The organism is Streptomyces sp. NPDC102467, assembly GCF_044765445.1.
In the GTDB taxonomy this organism is placed as follows: Bacteria; Actinomycetota; Actinomycetes; order Streptomycetales; family Streptomycetaceae; genus Streptomyces.
This window is the reverse complement of record NZ_JBIWKA010000015.1, coordinates 204359-219825: the sequence shown is the minus strand read 5'-3', so window position 1 is coordinate 219825 and position 15467 is coordinate 204359. Positions and strand designations below refer to the sequence as shown.

Here is a 15467-nt window from a genome sequence, read left to right as displayed (position 1 = left end):
CGTGGGCGTGGACACCGCCAAGCTCGAACTCGCCGCCCAGCGCTACCGGGATGCCGAGGAGGCGCTCGAAGGCGCACGCCTCGACCTCCAGGCCGAAGCCGTCGCGATCCTGCGCCAGGACGACGCGAAGCGCGGCGAACAGGCCGAAGTGGCCCGGATCACCGGATGGAGCCGCGAGTACCTGCGGCGCCTCCTGAAGGGCGCCCCCGAAGAGCCACGACGATGATGGCGCGCTCCAAGCTGATCCAGGAGCTGCGCCGGGGCGGCCACACCGCGGCGTCCGCCGCGCAGCTCGTCGAGGACTACGCCCATCAGCTCGCCGTGGAGCTGCGGGAGGTCGGCCGGCGCGAGGCCGCGGAACTCATCGACCCCCGCGCGGGGCAGTGCACCTGCGGCGCCCCCGACGGCGGCGACGAGGACAGCGAGCAGACCCGCCGGTACTGGTACCACGCCCGGTCCTGCCCGCTGGGCTCCGCGTAGCCGCGAGGGTCAGCGCTGCCCGCTCCAGCCGGTGGCCGTCACCACGTCGCGCGCGATGTCGACGACGGGCCGCCCGTCCGTCACCACCCGCAGCGTTCCCGGATGGGCCCCCTGGTCCAGAAGCCGCGCTTTGCGGGCGCTCGCCGCCAGCTCGTGCTCCAGCTCGGAGCCGAGTTCGCGGCCCGTCAGCCGCTCATGGGCGGTCGCGTCCGTGGCGGTGAGCAGCACGCGGGTGATCCGGACCTTCGGCCCCAAGGCGCGCTCGAACATGCCCGTCGTCCCGGACAGCACGCTCGCCGTGTTCGTATAGATCAGCCGGCGACAGCCGCGCTCGGCGAAGTTGGCCCAGACCGCCGTCAGATTTTTCTCGGTGATCTCCGAACGGTGCTGATCCCCCTCCGGAGCGGGATGGATCTGCCCCATGAAGTCGCCCTCGATGACCGCATGGGGGACGCCCGCGGCGCGCAGGAACACCGAGACCTCCCACCCCACCGTCGTCTTGCCGACGCCGGCCCGGCCGCCGAGAAGCAGTATTTCCACATCATCGTCCATGGGCGCAGCGTGCCAGGTGGAGTTGCCCACACGCGCCGCCCTTTCGCTCCGCTTGGTCAATCGGCGGGCCCGCGGACCACTATCGTGGCCGGATGGCTGCCGAGCTGATCCGTATCGTCTCCCGTTCCTCTCCGATGGCGCTCGCCCAGGTGGAGCGCGTCCGCGCCGAACTCGCCGCGCTGCACCCGGAGGTGCGCACCGAGGTCGTCCCCGTCACCACCAGCGGCGACAAGTGGATGGGCGATCTCGCGGCGCTCGGCGGGAAGGGCGCCTTCACCAAAGAGGTCGACCAGGCGTTGCTCGACGGGCGCGCCGATCTCGCCGTGCACTGCCTCAAGGACATTCCCGCGGACCGGCCACTGCCCGAAGGGTGCACGTTCGGGGCGTACTTGAAGCGTGACGACGTACGCGACGCGCTGATCGATCCGCAGGGACGGACCCTCGACGAGCTGCCCGAAGGAACCCGGATCGGGACGTCGTCCGTCCGCCGGGTGGCCCAACTGGCCGCTACGCACCCGCACTTGCACTGCGTCCCGATGCGGGGCAACGCCAACCGCAGGATGGAGAAGCTCGCCGCGGGTGACGCGGACGCACTGCTGCTCGCCCTGTCGGGGCTCGAACGGATCGGCCGCCCGGATCTCGCGACCGATGTGCTGTCGCCGGAGCTGATGTGCCCGCCGATCGGGGCCGGGATCCTGGCGCTGCAGTGCCGCGCCGACGACGAGGCGACCCTCGACAGGGTGAGCGGGCTCGGGCACCGGGACACCTGGCGGGAGGCGACCGCCGAGCGTATGTTCCTGCACGTGCTGCAGGGCCACTGCAACTCACCGATCGCCGGATACGCGCGGGCCGAGCGCAGCGGCGACCTGTCGCTGCGGGCCAGCGTCTTCACGCCCGACGGGAAGCGGGTGCTCAACGCCCAGGAGTGGGCGGGTCCGTTGGACCCCGCGACCCTGGGCATGTCCGTGGCGGTGGCGCTGCTGCGTCAGGGGGCGCGGGAACTGATCGACGGCATCGCGCACTGACCCGGCCCGATGGCGGGGCATCCGATGGGCGGCGGCGATGAGTCCGCTCCGAGGGCCGGGGCGGGAGCTGCCGTGCCGCCACCGCGCCCGCGCAGGTCAGGACCGCAAGGACGGTCAGCGCCGTACCCATCGACGCGGTGAAGTCCCGGCCCGTCGCGAGCAGTGTGGCGGACACGGCCGTGCCGAGCGTCGGCCCCACGTTCATCGCCGTCTGCTGGAGGCCGCCCGCCACTCCGGCGTCGCCCGCCGCCGCGCGTCGGACGAGTACCTCGGTCGCGCTGACCATGACCGTGCCGAAGCCCGCGCCCGTCGCGAACGCGCAGGCCCCGACGGCCAGGGCCGTGGCCGTCTCGTCGAGGCGGCCGAAGGCGAAGACGCCGAGCGCCAGGACGGCCATGCCCGCACCCGTGGTCGCCCGCGCCCCGAAGCGGCGCAGCAGCACCGCGCTCAGCGGCGCCGCGAGGATCATGCACAGAGCGGCGGGCAGCATGCGCAGCGCCGTGTCGACAGCGTCGAGCCCGAGGACGTCCTGGAGGAAGTACGACGCCACGAACAACGTGCCGAACAAGGCGGCCGAGGCGGCCAGCAGGATGGCCAGAGCCGACACGACGACCGGTGAGGCCACGACGGACGGCGGCAGCAGCGGACTCGGCGTACGGCGTTCGTGCCGGACGAGGACAGCGGTCGCGGCGGCCGCGCCGCCCACGGCCAGCCCCGTGCCGACCGACCAGCCCGCGTCGGGCAGCGTGACCAGGGCCGTGACCGTGCAGGCGAGCGCCGCTCCGAGCAGCAGCACACCGCCCGGATCCAGGCCGACCTGCCGCGGCGCCGCCGATGCCTCGGGATCCCGTACGCGCAGCACCAGCACCGCGATGACCACCGCGGGCAGCACTCCCAGGAAGAACACCGAGCGCCAGCCGAGATGAGCCGTCAGGACGCCGCCGACCAGGGGTCCGGCCGCCGCCGAGATGCCGATCGCGCTCGTCCGCAGCGCGATCGGCATGCCCAGCTCGTCCGGTGGGTACGCCGCCCGCAGCATGCCCAGCGTCGCCGGCTGCAGCAGCGCGCCGCACACGCCCTGCACGACACGCAGCGCGATCACCCAGCCGATGCCCGGGGCGAACCCGATCCCCGCCGACGCGGCCGCGAACCCGAGCATGCCGATCGCGAAGAGCCGCCGGTGCCCGTACCGGTCGCCGAGCCGCCCCGCGAAGACCAACAGGCTCGCCACCGCGATCAGATAGCCCGTACTGGTCCACTGGGCCTGGGTCAGCGACGCGTCCAGGTCGCGCTGGAGGGCGGGCCTCGCGATGGTCAGAACCGTGCCGTCGAGGGCGACGAGGACGGCGCCGACGACGCTGCCGGCGAGCGTGACGCGGCGGTGTGACAGCACGCTCATCGCGGAGCCGGTCCCAGATGCGCGTCGAGCACCGAGGTGAGAAGTGGCTCGATGTCGTCGACTCCGAGAGCGAGTTGAAGACTTCCCCATCCCCACAGTTGCGCCACACCGTGCAGATTCGCCCACAACGCGCCTGCCACGACCGTGGGTTCGGTGTCCGGGCGTACCGCCGCCACCAAGTCGGCAAGCGTGTTGAACAGCGGCAGACTGGTCTCCCGCAACCCCAACTCGCCGCTTTCCAACAGGTCATGACGGAACATCAACTCGTACATGCCGCGATGGTGTGCCGCGAAGTCGAGATAGAGCCGGGACAGCATGGCCAGCCGCGCGCGCGGAGTCGCTGTGTCCGCCCCTTCCTCGCGCACCGCGTTCGCCGCCCGAGCCCCCAGGTCCGCGAAGCCGCGCCGCGCGATCGCCGACAGCAGCTCCAGGTGCGTAGGGAAGTAGCGGCGGGGCGCTCCATGCGAGACGCCTGCCCTGCGGGCGATCTCCCGCAGCGACAAGGCCGCCGCGCCCTCCGCGTCCACCAGGGCGACGCCGGTGTCGATGAGGCGGTCGCGAAGCCCGCCGTTCGTGCTCTCCGTCTGCATAGACACTGTCTACCCGATACCCGTAGACGCTGTCTACCGGCGATCAGGTGGTGGTTCGGCCCTTTAAGGTGCCGGGAATCGCCGCTACGCTGCGCGCCGCCGGCACCGCGCCGTACCGCGACGACAGGCAGGGGGCCACATGATCGACACGACCGACACCGAGATCCCCGGTGGTGAGGCGCGCCGGCTGCGCCTGGATGTGGAGGAGAGCGGCATCGGGGTCCTCACGCTCTGCCGCCCGGCCAGGCTGAACGCCTGGAGCTGGGAGTCGAGCCGGCAGCTCGGTGTCATGGCCGACCGGATCCGGTTCGACGACCGCATCCGCGTCGTCCTGCTCCGGGCCGAGGGCCGGGCCTTCTGCGCGGGCATCGACGTGAGCGCCCCGGGCGGCGGAATCGAGGGCGAGAGCGGCTCCGCGCGCGGCCGCGCCTACTACGAGGGCATCCGCTGGGCGCACGAGCGGTTCGCCGCGTTCGCACGGCTTCCACAGCCCGTGGTCGCGGCCGTGCAGGGGTACTGTCTGGGCTTCGGTTTCGAACTCGCGCTGATGGCAGATGTGCGCGTCGCCGCTGACGATGCCGTGTTCGCCCTGCCCGAGGCCCAGTTGGGGGTGGCCGTCGACGCGGGCGGAGATCTGCGGATCGCGCGGGAGGCGGGCGCGGGCTGGGCGAAGTTCCTCGCGCTCACCGGGCGCCGGATCGACGCGGACACCGCGTACCGGCTTCACCTGCTGCAACAGGTGGTGGCCCGGGAGGAGTTGGAGCGTGCCGCGCGCGAAGTGGCGGCCGAGATAGCAGCGAACGCACCCCTCGCCGTGCAGTCCGTCAAGCGGGACATCGATGCCTACGCCGACCACGGGCTCGACGCGGCCCTGGACCGCGTGGCCATGAGCGCGGCCCTCACCCTCACGTCCGACGACGCGGCCGAGGGCTTCACGGCGAAGGCCCGCCGCCGGCCCCCGGAGTTCCGCGGCGCCTGAGCCGACCGCCTGACGGAGGGCGACGCGCGGGTGGCCTGATCCATCGGAGTGCGGCCCGCGGCGGCGACGGATGGGTCACGATGACCGAACGGCCCCGGGCGCCCCGAGGCCCTGCCCGATGGAGAGGTGATCATGACCGCCGCACCCGACACCGCCGCGCCCTTCGACCCGCGTGCCCTGCTCGCGGAGAGCCGTCTCGGCGTTCTCGCCACGCTCAAGTCCGACGGCCGTCCCCAACTGTCGCCGGTCACGCCCTTCTACGACCGGGAGAGCGAGACGCTGTACGTGTCGATGACCGACGGCCGCGCCAAGACGGCGAACCTGCGCCGCGACCCGCGCGCCGCGCTGGAGGTCACCGGCCCCGACGCCGGGACCTGGGCCACCGCCGAGGGCGCGGTGAAACTCACGGGACCCGGCACCGACCCGCACGGCCCCGAGGTCGACGCGCTGGTCGAGTACTACCGCAAGGCCGCGGGCGAGCACCCGGACTGGGACGAGTACCGGTCGGTCATGGTGTCCGACCGCCGGGTACTGATGGAGATGAGCGTCGACCACGTGTACGGGCAGCGCATCGGCTGAGCCCGGTCACGCAGCCCGTACGCCCGGTCGCCCGGTCCATCTGGTCAACCGGCCTCGAACGGCTCGCGCCCCAGCTGCTCCCGCACCGTCGTCACGGGTTCGTTGACGAGGCCGCGCCGCTGCCAGTTCGCGCCGTCCACCACCATGGTGTGCCCGCTCACGAACCGCGCGTACGGGGAGGCGAGGAAGGTCGCGGCCCAGCCCAACTCCCTTGGTGCGCCCACCCGGAGAGCGGGTTGCCGGGCGCCGGGGTCCTCGGCCCTGCCGAGGTGGGAGCGGATGTCGGGCGTCATGTCGTCGTGCGGCATGAGGCCCGGCACCAGGCCGTTGACCTGGATGCCGTACGGCCCCCACTCCACGGCCAGCGTCTCCACCAGATTCTTCACGCCGGCCTTCGCCGCCGCGCTGTGCGCGAAGCCCGGACCGCCCGTCCACGCGTACGAGGCGCCGACGGCGAGCACCGAGCCCGGGGTGCCCGCGGCGAGGTGCCTGCGGCCGAACTCGCGGGTCATGAAGAACGTACCGTTGAGCGTGATGTCGACCACGGAACGCCAGCCGTTCGGCGTCACATCCTCCGCCGGTACGGGGAAGTTGGCGGCCGCGTTGTTCACCAGGACGTCCGGGGTGCGACCGTGTGCGGCCGCGGCCGCGTCGAAGACCTCGGCGATGCGCGCCGCGTCCCGTATGTCACAGGCCGCCGCCGTGACCGGCCCGGCGCCCTCGATGGCCGCCAACCCCTCGCGGGCGGGCGTCAGATGCTCCGCACTCCGGCTGACGATCAGCACGGCGGCGCCGAGCCGGGCGAACTCCGCGGCGATCGCCCGGCCGAGGCCCGTGCCGCCCCCGGTCACCATGACGAGTCGGCCGTCGTACGTGCCGGGAGGCAGCGCCGTGGCGCCGAGCGGGGGAGGAGCGGGCAGGCCGCGCGCTGCGCTGGAGGACGTCATGCGGGCATGAATACTCCTTGGGCGCTCAACCCTCCATGCCCGCGCGGCACTTCATGCGACGGATGCTTCGAGCGTGACGGACGCTCCTCCGAGCGTGACGAACGCTCCGAACGTGACGGATGCTCCGAATGCGGAGGTCGCTGCAAACACGCCGATCGCTCCGAACGCTCAGACCCCCGCCGCGCGGGCCCGCGCCACCGCCCGCTCGCCCTCCGGTGAGAACACCCCGCTCCGGCGCCGCTCGGTCGCCCGGTCCAGGTCGGCGTGGAGCAGGTCGACGTTGATGGTGACCCCGGCCCGGTACCCGGCGCTCGCCGCGTTCACCACTTGCTCGGCGGGGCCCGCCGCGTTGCCCACGGCCCACACGCCGGGCACGCTGGTCAGCCCGGTCGGGTCCACCTCGGCGAACGGCCCGGCCGGAGTCTCCTTGGTGCGGGCGCCGAGCGCGGTGAGCAGCGTGTCCTGCGCGACCATGCGCGGCGCCACGACGAACACCGAGCGCGGGAACACCCGGCCGCCGGCGAGCCGCACCCCGGTCAGCGCGTCGTCGGTCACGACGAGCCCGTCCACCTTGCCGCTCACCACGCTCACCCCGGCCGCCGCCAGCAGCTGCCAGTCGGAGTCGGGGAGTCCGTCCTCGTCGGCGCCGTCCAGGAACAGGGTCACATCGTCCGAGAGCTGACCGAACAGCAGGGCCTGGTGGATGCCCGACGCCTTCGCGTACAGCACGCCGATCGCCTGGTCCCGCACCTCCCAGCCGTGGCAGTACGGGCAGTGGATCACGTCGTTGCCCCACCGCTCGGCGACGCCGGGCAGGTCGGGCAGTTCGTCGACCAGGCCGGTGGCGACGACGAGCCGGCGTGCGTGCACCCGGCCACCGCCCGCGAGTGCCACGTCGAACGCGCCGGACCCGTCCGGTTCGGCCGCCGTCACCTTGTCCCGTACGAGTTCCACGCCGTACGCGGCGACCTCGCGCCGTACCTCGGCCAGGAACGCGGCGGGCGCCATGCCGTCCCGCGAGGGGTAGCCGTGCATGTGCGCGGCCGGCGCGTTGCGTGGCTCGCCCGCGTCGACGACGAGCACGGAGCGGCGCGACCGGCCCAGGATCAGCGCCGCCGCGAGGCCCGCGGCCCCACCGCCGACGACCACGACGTCGTACGCGTTCTCGCTCTGTTCCTGGTTCCGCATGATGACCACCTCGTCCGGCTGTGAGCGCTGTGTCTTTCCGCTCTCGAAGATGCACTCCACCTCGCCGTATTGACAAACGGACTTGCCGAAACTGCAATAGGAATATGAAGCAGCATCGCGATGACCATGAAGACGAGGAGTCCGGGGCGGGCATGGATGCCGTGCTCTCCGGGGTCGGGCCGCGCCTGCGCGCCCTGCGCAAGGAGCGCGGTGCCACGCTCTCCGGGCTCTCCGACGCCACCGGCATCTCCGTCAGCACGCTCTCCCGCCTCGAATCGGGTCTGCGCAAGCCCAGCCTCGAACTGCTGCTGCCGATCGCCCGCGCCCACCAGGTGCCGCTCGACGAGCTGGTCGGCGCCCCGCCGGTCGGCGACCCGCGCGTGCGCCTGAAGCCGATCGTGCATCACGGCCGGACGATGATCCCGCTCACCCGGCAGCCCGGTGGGCTCCAGGCGTACAAGGTCATCGAGCCGGCCCGGCAGACGGAGCCGGACCCGCAGACCCACGAGGGCTATGAGTGGATCTACATGCTCTCCGGCAGGCTCCGGCTGGTCCTGGGCGGGCACGACGTGATCCTCGGCCCCGGCGAGGCCGCCGAGTTCGACACGCGCGTACCGCACTGGTTCGGATCGGCGGGGGAGGGGCCCGCCGAGTTCCTCAGCCTCTTCGGGCCGCAGGGCGAGCGGATGCACGTCAGGGCGCGGCCCACGCGCGGCACGGCGGACTGACCCGGGCGAGGGCATTCCCAGGAGGGCAAGCGACCGCTTAGTATGCGGCTGGACCCGGTAGCGGAAGCCGGTGTCGCAGAGTCCCGACGCAGCAGTACCGACGCAGCAGTTTCGTGGAGGCCCCGCATGCAGGCATGGCAAGTGCACGAGAACGGCGAGCCGAGCGAGGTGATGCGCCTCGAAGAGGTGGCGCGTCCCGTGCCCGGTGAGGGGCAGGTTCTGCTCAAGGTGCGCGCCGCCAACATCAACTTCCCGGACGCGCTGCTGTGCAAGGGGCAGTACCAGGTCAGGCCGCCGCTGCCGTTCACGCCCGGTGTGGAGGTCTGCGGCGAGACCGAGGACGGGCGCCGCGTCATCGCCAACCCCGCGCTGCCGCACGGCGGCCTCGCCGAGTACGTGGTCGCCGACGCGCGCGCTCTGCTGCCCGCGCCCGACGCCCTGGACGACGCCGAGACGGCCGCGCTGCACATCGGCTACCAGACCGGCTGGTTCGGCCTGCACCGGCGCGCGCACCTCCAGGCAGGCGAGACGCTGCTCGTGCACGCCGCCGCGGGCGGCGTCGGCAGCGCCGCCGTCCAGCTCGGCAAGGCCGCGGGCGCCCGGGTCATCGGCGTGGTCGGCGGCCCCGAGAAGGCCAAGGTGGCGCAGCAGCTCGGCTGCGACGTGGTCGTCGACCGGCGGAACGAGGACGTCATCGCCGCCGTGAAGGAAGCCACCGGCGGCCGCGGCGCCGACGTGATCTACGACCCGGTGGGCGGCGAGGCCTACACGCAGTCCGCCAAGACGGTCGCCTTCGAGGGCCGGATCGTCGTCGTCGGATTCGCGTCCGGGACCATCCCGAGCCCCGCCCTCAACCACGCCCTGGTCAAGAACTATTCGATCATGGGCCTGCACTGGGGCCTGTACGGCAGCAAGAACCCCGAGCTGATCGGCCACTGCCACCAGCAGCTCACCGAGCTCGCCACGCGCGGCGCCATCAAGCCACTGGTCAGCGAGCGCGTCGACCTGACCGAGGCCGCGGGCGCCGTGCAGCGCGTCGCCGACGGCGTCACCACGGGCCGCGTCATCGTGATCCCCGGGCTGACCGCGCGCACGGAAGGATCCGCCGCATGAGCGTCGATGCCGCGCAACTGCGCACCCTCACCCAGGAGTTCCTGGCCGCACACCCCCCGGCCACCACTCCCCGGGGCGACTTCCTGAGCGCCCGCTTCGACACCGGGCTCGCCTGGGTGCACTATCCCAAGGGCCTGGGCGGTCTCGACGTACCGCGCTCCCTCCAGGCCGTCGTGGACGCCGAACTGGAGGCCGCGGACGCCCCCGGCAACGACCCGCGGCGCAACGGCATCGGGCTCGGCATGGCCGCCCCGACCATCCTCCACCACGGCACCGACGAGCAGAAGCAGCGCTTCCTCAAGCCGCTCTGGGTCGGCGAGGAGGTGTGGTGCCAGCTGTTCAGCGAGCCCGGCGCGGGCTCGGACCTCGCCGCGCTCGGCACCCGCGCCGTCCGCGACGGCGACGACTGGATCGTCAACGGGCAGAAGGTGTGGACGTCCGGCGCGCACAACTCCCGCTTCGCCATCCTCATCGCCCGCACCGACCCGGACGTGCCCAAGCACCGCGGCATCACGTACTTCGTCTGCGACATGACCGATCCCGGCGTCGAGGTGCGGCCACTGCGCCAGATCACCGGCGAGGCCGAGTTCAACGAGGTCTTCCTCACCGACGTCCGGATCCCCGACGCCCACCGCCTCGGCGCGGTCGGCAACGGCTGGAAGGTCGCCCAGACCACCCTCAACAACGAGCGCGTCGCCATCGGCGGCATGCGCATCCCGCGCGAGGGCGGCCTCATCGGCATCGTCGCCAAGACCTGGCGCGAGCGCCCCGAACTGCGCACCGCCGACCTGCACCAGCGCCTGGTCAAGCTCTGGGTCGAGGCCGAGGTCGCCCGCGTCACCGGCGAGCGGCTGCGCCAGCAACTCGTCGCGGGGCACCCCGGCCCCGAGGGCGCCGGGATGAAGCTCGGCTTCGCCCGCCTCAACCAGGAGATCAGCGGCCTGGAGGTCGAACTCCTCGGCGAGGAGGGCCTGTTGTACGACGACTGGACCCTGCGGCGCCCCGAGTTCGTCGACTTCGGGGGCCGCGAGGCCGGCTACCGCTACCTGCGGGCCAAGGGCAACAGCATCGAGGGCGGGACGAGCGAGGTCCTGCTCAACATCGTCGCCGAGCGCGTCCTGGGCCTGCCGCCCGAGCCGCGCACCGACAAGGACGTCGCCTGGAAGGACCTGGCCCGATGAGCACACAGCCCGATCTCCTGTACTCCGAGGAAGAGGAGGCGCTGCGCTCGGCGGTCCGCGACCTGCTCGCCGACCACTGTGGCGCCGCCGCCGTGCTCGCCCGCGTCGAGACCGACGAACCGCACGACCGCGCCCTGTGGAAGAACCTTGCCGAGAGCATGGGCCTCGCCGGGCTCCTCGTCCCGGAGGAGCGCGGCGGCCAGGGCGCCTCGCACCGCGAGGCCGCCGTCGTGCTGGAGGAGCTGGGCCGGGCGGTGGCACCGGTCCCGTACCTGACGAGCGCCGTCATCGCGACGGAGGCGCTGCTCGGCTGCGACACCGAAGAGGCGCGGACGCTGCTCGCGTCCCTCGCGTCCGGCCGCACGGTCGGCGCGCTCGCGGTGCCGCTGTCGGCGGGGCCGGGGCATGGCTTCAGGGACGTGACGGCAGCAGGCGAGGAGTTGACCGGACGCGTCACCGCGGTCGCCGACGCCGCCGTGGCCGATGTGTTCCTCGTACCCACGCGGAGCGGCCTGTTCGCGGTGGACGCCACGGCCGACGGCGTCTCCGTCGAGGCGCAGATCTCCTTCGACCGGACCCGTCCGCTGGCGGCCGTGACGTTCACCGGCGCGGCCGGGCGCCTGCTCACCGGCGACGCCGCACCCGCCGTGCGCCGCGCCCTGCGCGCCGGAGCGGGCCTGCTGGTGTCCGAGCAACTCGGCCTCGCCGACTGGCTGTTGACGGAGACCGTGCGCTACACGCGGGAACGCAACCAGTTCAACCGGCCCGTCGGTTCCTTCCAGGCGCTCAAGCACCGGCTCGCACAGTTGTGGCTGGAGGTGGTCAACACCCGGGCCGTCGCGCGCAACGCGGCCGACGCGCTCGCCACCGACAGCGACGACAGCGACGACAGCGCCGAGACCGACACGGCTGTGGCCGTCGCGCAGGCGTACGCCGCGCCCGTCGCGGTGCGCGCCGCCGAGGAGGCGCTCCAGTTGCACGGCGGCATCGGCATGACCTGGGAACACCCGATCCACCTCTACCTCAAGCGGGCCAAGGCCGACTCGATCGCGCTCGGCACCGCGGGCCGCCACCGGGAGGAACTGGCCGAACTGGCCGACCTTCGCGCGCCGTGAACCCAGGGCACCCGCCGCCGTCCAGTGCCGCGCAGGCGTCGGACGGCGGCGGGGCTGCGACGTGCACGGCCTGATCCCCGGGCGATCCGGCCCGTGACGTGGCAATGAACCGAGGGCGGCAGTCCGGCCAACTCCCGTAGCCGCACTGCCTCTTGGCGATGCCGGGCCCGCATACTCGCCGTGTCCCCACCAGCCCATCACGGGAGGCACGCATGGCCCCGACCACCCGCCGTAGAGCCCTCGGCGCCTTCGCCGCCGCACTGGCCGTCGGCGCCGCCACGCCGCAACTCGCCCACGCCGCCGGACGGAAGCCCGGACCGCGCCCGCTCCTGCGGGCCCACGCCCACAACGACTACGACCACACGCGGCCCCTCTTCGAGGCGCTGGACCACCGGTTCAACAGCGTCGAGGCCGACATCTACCTCGTCGACGGCGATCTCCTCGTCGCCCACGACCCTGTCGACCTCGATCCGGACCGTACCCTCGACTCCCTCTACCTCGCCCCGCTGGCCGCCCGCGTGCGCGAGAACCACGGCTCGGTCTTCCGGGGCCGGCACTTTCCGCTCCAGCTGCTGATCGACATCAAGACCGAAGGCGCGGCGACCTACCTCGAACTCGACCGCCGACTGCGGGAGTATCAGGGCCTCTTCACGACATACGCCCATGGGCGAGTGCGCACCGGGCCCATCACCGCCGTCGTCTCCGGGGACCGCGCCGCCCGCGTCCCGATGGAGGCACAAGGCACCCGCAGCGCCTTCTACGACGGACGCCTCACCGACCTGGGTACGTCCGCCCCGGCCTCGCTCATCCCACTGATCAGTGACAACTGGTCCACCTTTTTCACCTGGCAGGGCGTAGGACCGATCCCCGCGGCCGAGCGCGAGCAGCTGCACACCATCGTGTCCGCCGCGCACGACCGCGGGCAGCGGGTGCGGTTCTGGGCCACGCCGGATCTCGCCGGACCCGAACGCGACGCGGTCTGGACCGAGTTGCTGGCCGCCGATGTCGATCACCTCAACACCGACGACCTCGCCGGTCTGGAGGCCTTCCTCGACGCGCACGACCGGTGATCGACATCTAACACCCGTTCGGGGGACAGGTCAGATCACTGCGGACGCCCTCCGCTGCGTCACACTTGCGGCCGAAAGCCACGGTGCCGGCGTGGCGGAGGAGGTTCGACGGTGTCGCTGTCCATTTCCATCGTGCTGCTGCTCGTGATCGTTGCGGTGATCATGCTGCGCAACGGGGCGTTGAAGCTCTCGCACGCCATCGTGTGCGCCCTGCTCGGCTTTCTGCTGGCAGGCACCAACGTGGCCCCGACGATCCACGACGGCATCACGGCCACCGCGGGCCTGGTGAGCAGCCTCCAGCCCTGAGAGCCTGATCCGCCCCGCCCCGCCCCGCCCCGATCCGATCCGATCCGATCCGACGCTTCCTCGCGCGTCCTAGCGGCGCGCATAGACCCCGATTCCGTTGGCGACGGCGCGCTCGGGGGAGTCGGTGGGGTGGTTGAGGAGCGTGACCGAGGCTGCCCCCGGCTCGCGCGCCACCAGCGTCGACGAACCGCCGCCGTCCAGGCTGAACGCGTCGTCGGCGCCCAGCGACCGCATGGTCTCGGCCACTTCGGCGATGGAAAGACCCGTGCGGTACGCGGGCGCGCCGTCCAGGGCGAGCAGCAGGAGGGTGCGCCCGTGATCGGCGATCCCGGCGGCCGTGCGGACCGCGGACGTCTTCGCGTCGAGGCCGGGCAGCGGGGCGCCGCCGCGCAGCACCGGGTAGCCGCCGACCGCGAACCGGTACGGGACCCGCGACTGCGCGGCGACCAGCCGGTGCCGCACCTGGACCGGGTCGCCCGCCGACAGCTTCCGCAGCCACTGCGCGCCGGCCTCCCGGCCCACCAGAACCGTGCTGCCCGTCGCTATCGGACCGCTGCCGGGCGTGTCCGCCGCTGCCACGACCCGGCCGCGGCGCACCGTCACCTCGTAGGTGTCCGTGCTGCACGCCGCCGCGCGCTGGGTGTCCGTGCCGCAGGTGGCGCGCGCCCGGGAGACGCTGCCCCACTCCGGCGTGAACGCGCCCACCGAACCGACCGGCAGCGCGTACTGGTTGAGCCCGCCGAGCGTCACCCGGTCCGCGCGCGAACGGACCGAGCCGTCCAGGGCCATGCTGTCGAGCCGGGCCCGCCGGTCGACGCCCACGCCGAGCACATCGCGGGTGGAGGTGCCCGGTGGCAGAGCGGGCCCGAAGCGCTGCCCGTCCGGGACGGCCGCCTTCAGGGTGCGGCCGCCCGCGACCGCCGGGCCGACCGGGGCGCCGGTCGCCTCGACCCCCGGGTGCTGGGTCTCGGTGATGTTGAAGAAGTCCCCGTTGACGCCACCGACGGCACCGGTCGCGTCGGCCATCGAGGAAACGGTGGCGCGGGCCCCGACCGCACCCGGGTGGAGCAGATCGACGCGTACGCGCGGGTCGCGCAGATCGACACTCAGGACATGGGCGTGGGCGGTGCCCTTGGCGGCGGGAATGTCGAACTCGCTGTACGTCACCCCGGGCGCCACCCGCCCGGCCGCCGTACCGGCGCTGGCCGGTGCGGCCCCCGTCAGGCCCACGCCGGCCAGTGCGCCCACCATCGTCAGGGCTGTCAGGACACTCTTGCGTCTTTTGCCAACTCGCGTCTGCATCAACGGAGTTCAGCAGAAGACAGCGAACCCGTCGATGGTTTGAGCCCTTCTGGCGGATCTCCGTGGGAGAAGGGTGACGCCGCGGAGATCCGCCAGAAGGGCCCTAAGTGCCGACCAGTCGGGAACGGATCAGGAAACGTACGCCTTCCGGCGCCTCCAGCGAGAACCCGCTGCCGCGGCCCTCGACCACATCGACGATGAGCCGCGTATGACTCCACACCTCGTACTGGCTCCTCGACATCCAGAACGACACCGGCTCCGCCACCCCGGCCACGGCGAGCTCCTGGAGCAGTACGTCCGCCGCGCCCGTGCGGAACTCGCCTGCCGGAAAGCACATCGGCGCGCTGCCGTCGCAGCAGCCGCCGGACTGGTGGAACATCAAGGGACCGTGGGCGTCACGCAGTCGCCGCACCAGCTCGGCGGCCTCGGGAGTCAGCTCCACGCGGGGTGCATCGGTCATGACGGAACAGTGAAGGCGACAGGACGTTGCGACCACGTTGCACGCGCGGGTGGCTCGCCCGCATAGGCTCCCCCCATGGAACAGAGGGAGATCGTTCTGCGGGCCATCGGTGTACTGACCGAGACGCAGGAGATGGTGCGCAGGCTCAACGACGGGGATCAGCTCGACACCGACCTGACCCAGCTGGGGCGGCTCGTGTCGGAGGTGTTCCCGACGATCGAGATCCCCGCGGGGTCCGATCCGGAGGAGGCCGCCGAGCTGACCATCGCCGCGCTCATGCCGGCCAGCGTGTCGCTCGTCGAGGCGTTCGCGTTTCTCTTCACACAGCTCGCGAAGGTGCACGACGAGGGCCGCGCCGACGTCAACTCCACCGAGCTGCTGCAGGAGATCGCGCTGCGGATGTCCGACCCGGGGGACGAGGGGGAAGAGGAGGCGGCGGAGGACTGACGCCGA

19 protein-coding genes are annotated in these 15467 nt (G+C 72.6%); 12 read left to right on the top strand and 7 right to left on the bottom strand.

All coding sequences use genetic code 11. The features are described from left to right. Positions 1-7: 7 nt before the first annotated feature. Positions 8-226 carry a hypothetical protein gene (locus ACIREE_RS30170; RefSeq protein ID WP_404158955.1) on the top strand — a complete coding sequence of 73 codons (219 nt, stop codon included), beginning with the start codon at positions 8-10 and terminating at the stop codon, positions 224-226. Continuing rightward, a complete protein-coding gene (locus ACIREE_RS30165; protein WP_404158952.1) occupies positions 223-480 on the top strand; it encodes a hypothetical protein in 258 nt (85 codons plus the stop codon). Before ACIREE_RS30170 ends, ACIREE_RS30165 begins: the two co-directional genes overlap by 4 nt. Positions 481-489: 9 nt before the next feature. Here ACIREE_RS30165 and ACIREE_RS30160 read toward each other — a convergent pair whose 3' ends face one another. Beyond that, positions 490-1032, bottom strand: coding sequence for a hypothetical protein (locus ACIREE_RS30160; protein WP_404158949.1), 543 nt, complete (start codon positions 1030-1032; stop codon positions 490-492). 92 nt (positions 1033-1124) lie between these two features. Between ACIREE_RS30160 and hemC the strand changes: the two genes are divergently transcribed. Then, on the top strand, positions 1125-2057 hold the full coding sequence (gene hemC / locus ACIREE_RS30155; protein ID WP_404158946.1) for a hydroxymethylbilane synthase: 933 nt from the start codon (positions 1125-1127) through the stop codon (positions 2055-2057). Here hemC and ACIREE_RS30150 read toward each other — a convergent pair. Both ACIREE_RS30150 and ACIREE_RS30145 read right to left on the bottom strand, forming a co-directional pair. Beyond that, complete coding sequence (locus tag ACIREE_RS30150) at positions 1945-3456, bottom strand: MFS transporter (protein WP_404158943.1); 1512 nt, start codon at positions 3454-3456, stop codon at positions 1945-1947. The two genes, hemC and ACIREE_RS30150, sit on opposite strands and share 113 nt — an antisense overlap. Further along, the gene (locus ACIREE_RS30145; RefSeq protein ID WP_404158940.1) at positions 3453-4046 is read right to left on the bottom strand and encodes a TetR/AcrR family transcriptional regulator; all 594 of its coding nucleotides are present in this window, start codon (positions 4044-4046) and stop codon (positions 3453-3455) included. Before ACIREE_RS30145 ends, ACIREE_RS30150 begins: the two co-directional genes overlap by 4 nt. A 139-nt stretch (positions 4047-4185) precedes the next feature. Here ACIREE_RS30145 and ACIREE_RS30140 point away from each other — a divergent pair, with 139 nt between their 5' ends. Beyond that, positions 4186-5025, top strand: a complete 840-nt coding sequence (locus ACIREE_RS30140) for an enoyl-CoA hydratase/isomerase family protein (RefSeq protein WP_404158938.1) — start codon at positions 4186-4188, stop codon at positions 5023-5025. A 132-nt stretch (positions 5026-5157) separates the two neighbouring features. Then, the gene (locus ACIREE_RS30135; RefSeq protein WP_404158936.1) at positions 5158-5604 is read left to right on the top strand and encodes a PPOX class F420-dependent oxidoreductase; all 447 of its coding nucleotides are present in this window, start codon (positions 5158-5160) and stop codon (positions 5602-5604) included. 44 nt (positions 5605-5648) lie between these two features. Here the strand turns inward: ACIREE_RS30135 and ACIREE_RS30130 are convergent, their stop codons facing one another. Together ACIREE_RS30130 and ACIREE_RS30125 are read right to left on the bottom strand one after the other, a co-directional pair. After that, complete coding sequence (locus ACIREE_RS30130) at positions 5649-6551, bottom strand: SDR family oxidoreductase (protein ID WP_404158933.1); 903 nt, start codon at positions 6549-6551, stop codon at positions 5649-5651. A gap of 168 nt (positions 6552-6719) precedes the next feature. Beyond that, positions 6720-7739, bottom strand: coding sequence for an NAD(P)/FAD-dependent oxidoreductase (locus tag ACIREE_RS30125; RefSeq protein ID WP_404158931.1), 1020 nt, complete (start codon positions 7737-7739; stop codon positions 6720-6722). A 104-nt stretch (positions 7740-7843) separates the two neighbouring features. Here ACIREE_RS30125 and ACIREE_RS30120 point away from each other — a divergent pair, with 104 nt between their 5' ends. The 6 genes from ACIREE_RS30120 to ACIREE_RS30095 all read left to right on the top strand — a co-directional run bounded on the left by ACIREE_RS30120 (position 7844) and on the right by ACIREE_RS30095 (position 13252). Then, entirely contained in the window at positions 7844-8467 is a 624-nt protein-coding gene (locus ACIREE_RS30120) for a helix-turn-helix domain-containing protein (protein ID WP_404158928.1), read from the top strand. 126 nt (positions 8468-8593) lie between these two features. After that, positions 8594-9580: an NADPH:quinone oxidoreductase family protein gene (locus ACIREE_RS30115; protein WP_404158925.1), complete on the top strand. Its 987-nt coding sequence runs from the start codon at positions 8594-8596 to the stop codon at positions 9578-9580. Further along, on the top strand, positions 9577-10761 hold the full coding sequence (locus ACIREE_RS30110; protein ID WP_404158922.1) for an acyl-CoA dehydrogenase family protein: 1185 nt from the start codon (positions 9577-9579) through the stop codon (positions 10759-10761). Before ACIREE_RS30115 ends, ACIREE_RS30110 begins: the two co-directional genes overlap by 4 nt. Then, on the top strand, positions 10758-11876 hold the full coding sequence (locus ACIREE_RS30105; RefSeq protein ID WP_404158919.1) for an acyl-CoA dehydrogenase family protein: 1119 nt from the start codon (positions 10758-10760) through the stop codon (positions 11874-11876). The genes ACIREE_RS30110 and ACIREE_RS30105 overlap by 4 nt, the downstream gene beginning before the upstream one ends. A 212-nt stretch (positions 11877-12088) precedes the next feature. After that, positions 12089-12946, top strand: coding sequence for a phosphatidylinositol-specific phospholipase C/glycerophosphodiester phosphodiesterase family protein (locus ACIREE_RS30100; protein ID WP_404158916.1), 858 nt, complete (start codon positions 12089-12091; stop codon positions 12944-12946). A 111-nt stretch (positions 12947-13057) separates the two neighbouring features. Then, positions 13058-13252, top strand: a complete 195-nt coding sequence (locus tag ACIREE_RS30095) for a hypothetical protein (protein ID WP_404158913.1) — start codon at positions 13058-13060, stop codon at positions 13250-13252. A 69-nt stretch (positions 13253-13321) separates the two neighbouring features. Here the strand turns inward: ACIREE_RS30095 and ACIREE_RS30090 are convergent, their stop codons facing one another. Together ACIREE_RS30090 and ACIREE_RS30085 are read right to left on the bottom strand one after the other, a co-directional pair. After that, on the bottom strand, positions 13322-14554 hold the full coding sequence (locus ACIREE_RS30090) for a phosphodiester glycosidase family protein (RefSeq protein ID WP_404158910.1): 1233 nt from the start codon (positions 14552-14554) through the stop codon (positions 13322-13324). A gap of 103 nt (positions 14555-14657) precedes the next feature. After that, positions 14658-15014, bottom strand: coding sequence for a DUF779 domain-containing protein (locus ACIREE_RS30085; RefSeq protein ID WP_404158907.1), 357 nt, complete (start codon positions 15012-15014; stop codon positions 14658-14660). A gap of 75 nt (positions 15015-15089) precedes the next feature. Between ACIREE_RS30085 and ACIREE_RS30080 the strand changes: the two genes are divergently transcribed. Continuing rightward, positions 15090-15461 (top strand): hypothetical protein, encoded by a 372-nt coding sequence (locus tag ACIREE_RS30080; RefSeq protein WP_404158904.1) that lies wholly within the window; start codon positions 15090-15092, stop codon positions 15459-15461. The last annotated feature ends 6 nt before the right edge of the window (positions 15462-15467 follow it).

Bases quoted from the DNA above. Each gene is read 5' to 3' on its own strand.
- ACIREE_RS30165 (WP_404158952.1), top strand. From the start codon at position 223: ATGATGGCGCGCTCCAAGCTGATCCAGGAGCTGCGCCGGGGCGGCCAC.
- ACIREE_RS30160 (WP_404158949.1), bottom strand. From the start codon at position 1,032: ATGGACGATGATGTGGAAATACTGCTTCTCGGCGGCCGGGCCGGCGTC.
- hemC (WP_404158946.1), top strand. From the start codon at position 1,125: ATGGCTGCCGAGCTGATCCGTATCGTCTCCCGTTCCTCTCCGATGGCG.
- ACIREE_RS30150 (WP_404158943.1), bottom strand. From the start codon at position 3,456: ATGAGCGTGCTGTCACACCGCCGCGTCACGCTCGCCGGCAGCGTCGTC.
- ACIREE_RS30145 (WP_404158940.1), bottom strand. From the start codon at position 4,046: ATGCAGACGGAGAGCACGAACGGCGGGCTTCGCGACCGCCTCATCGAC.
- ACIREE_RS30140 (WP_404158938.1), top strand. From the start codon at position 4,186: ATGATCGACACGACCGACACCGAGATCCCCGGTGGTGAGGCGCGCCGG.
- ACIREE_RS30135 (WP_404158936.1), top strand. From the start codon at position 5,158: ATGACCGCCGCACCCGACACCGCCGCGCCCTTCGACCCGCGTGCCCTG.
- ACIREE_RS30130 (WP_404158933.1), bottom strand. From the start codon at position 6,551: ATGACGTCCTCCAGCGCAGCGCGCGGCCTGCCCGCTCCTCCCCCGCTC.
- ACIREE_RS30125 (WP_404158931.1), bottom strand. From the start codon at position 7,739: ATGCGGAACCAGGAACAGAGCGAGAACGCGTACGACGTCGTGGTCGTC.
- ACIREE_RS30120 (WP_404158928.1), top strand. From the start codon at position 7,844: ATGAAGCAGCATCGCGATGACCATGAAGACGAGGAGTCCGGGGCGGGC.
- ACIREE_RS30115 (WP_404158925.1), top strand. From the start codon at position 8,594: ATGCAGGCATGGCAAGTGCACGAGAACGGCGAGCCGAGCGAGGTGATG.
- ACIREE_RS30110 (WP_404158922.1), top strand. From the start codon at position 9,577: ATGAGCGTCGATGCCGCGCAACTGCGCACCCTCACCCAGGAGTTCCTG.
- ACIREE_RS30105 (WP_404158919.1), top strand. From the start codon at position 10,758: ATGAGCACACAGCCCGATCTCCTGTACTCCGAGGAAGAGGAGGCGCTG.
- ACIREE_RS30100 (WP_404158916.1), top strand. From the start codon at position 12,089: ATGGCCCCGACCACCCGCCGTAGAGCCCTCGGCGCCTTCGCCGCCGCA.
- ACIREE_RS30090 (WP_404158910.1), bottom strand. From the start codon at position 14,554: ATGCAGACGCGAGTTGGCAAAAGACGCAAGAGTGTCCTGACAGCCCTG.
- ACIREE_RS30085 (WP_404158907.1), bottom strand. From the start codon at position 15,014: ATGACCGATGCACCCCGCGTGGAGCTGACTCCCGAGGCCGCCGAGCTG.
- ACIREE_RS30080 (WP_404158904.1), top strand. From the start codon at position 15,090: ATGGAACAGAGGGAGATCGTTCTGCGGGCCATCGGTGTACTGACCGAG.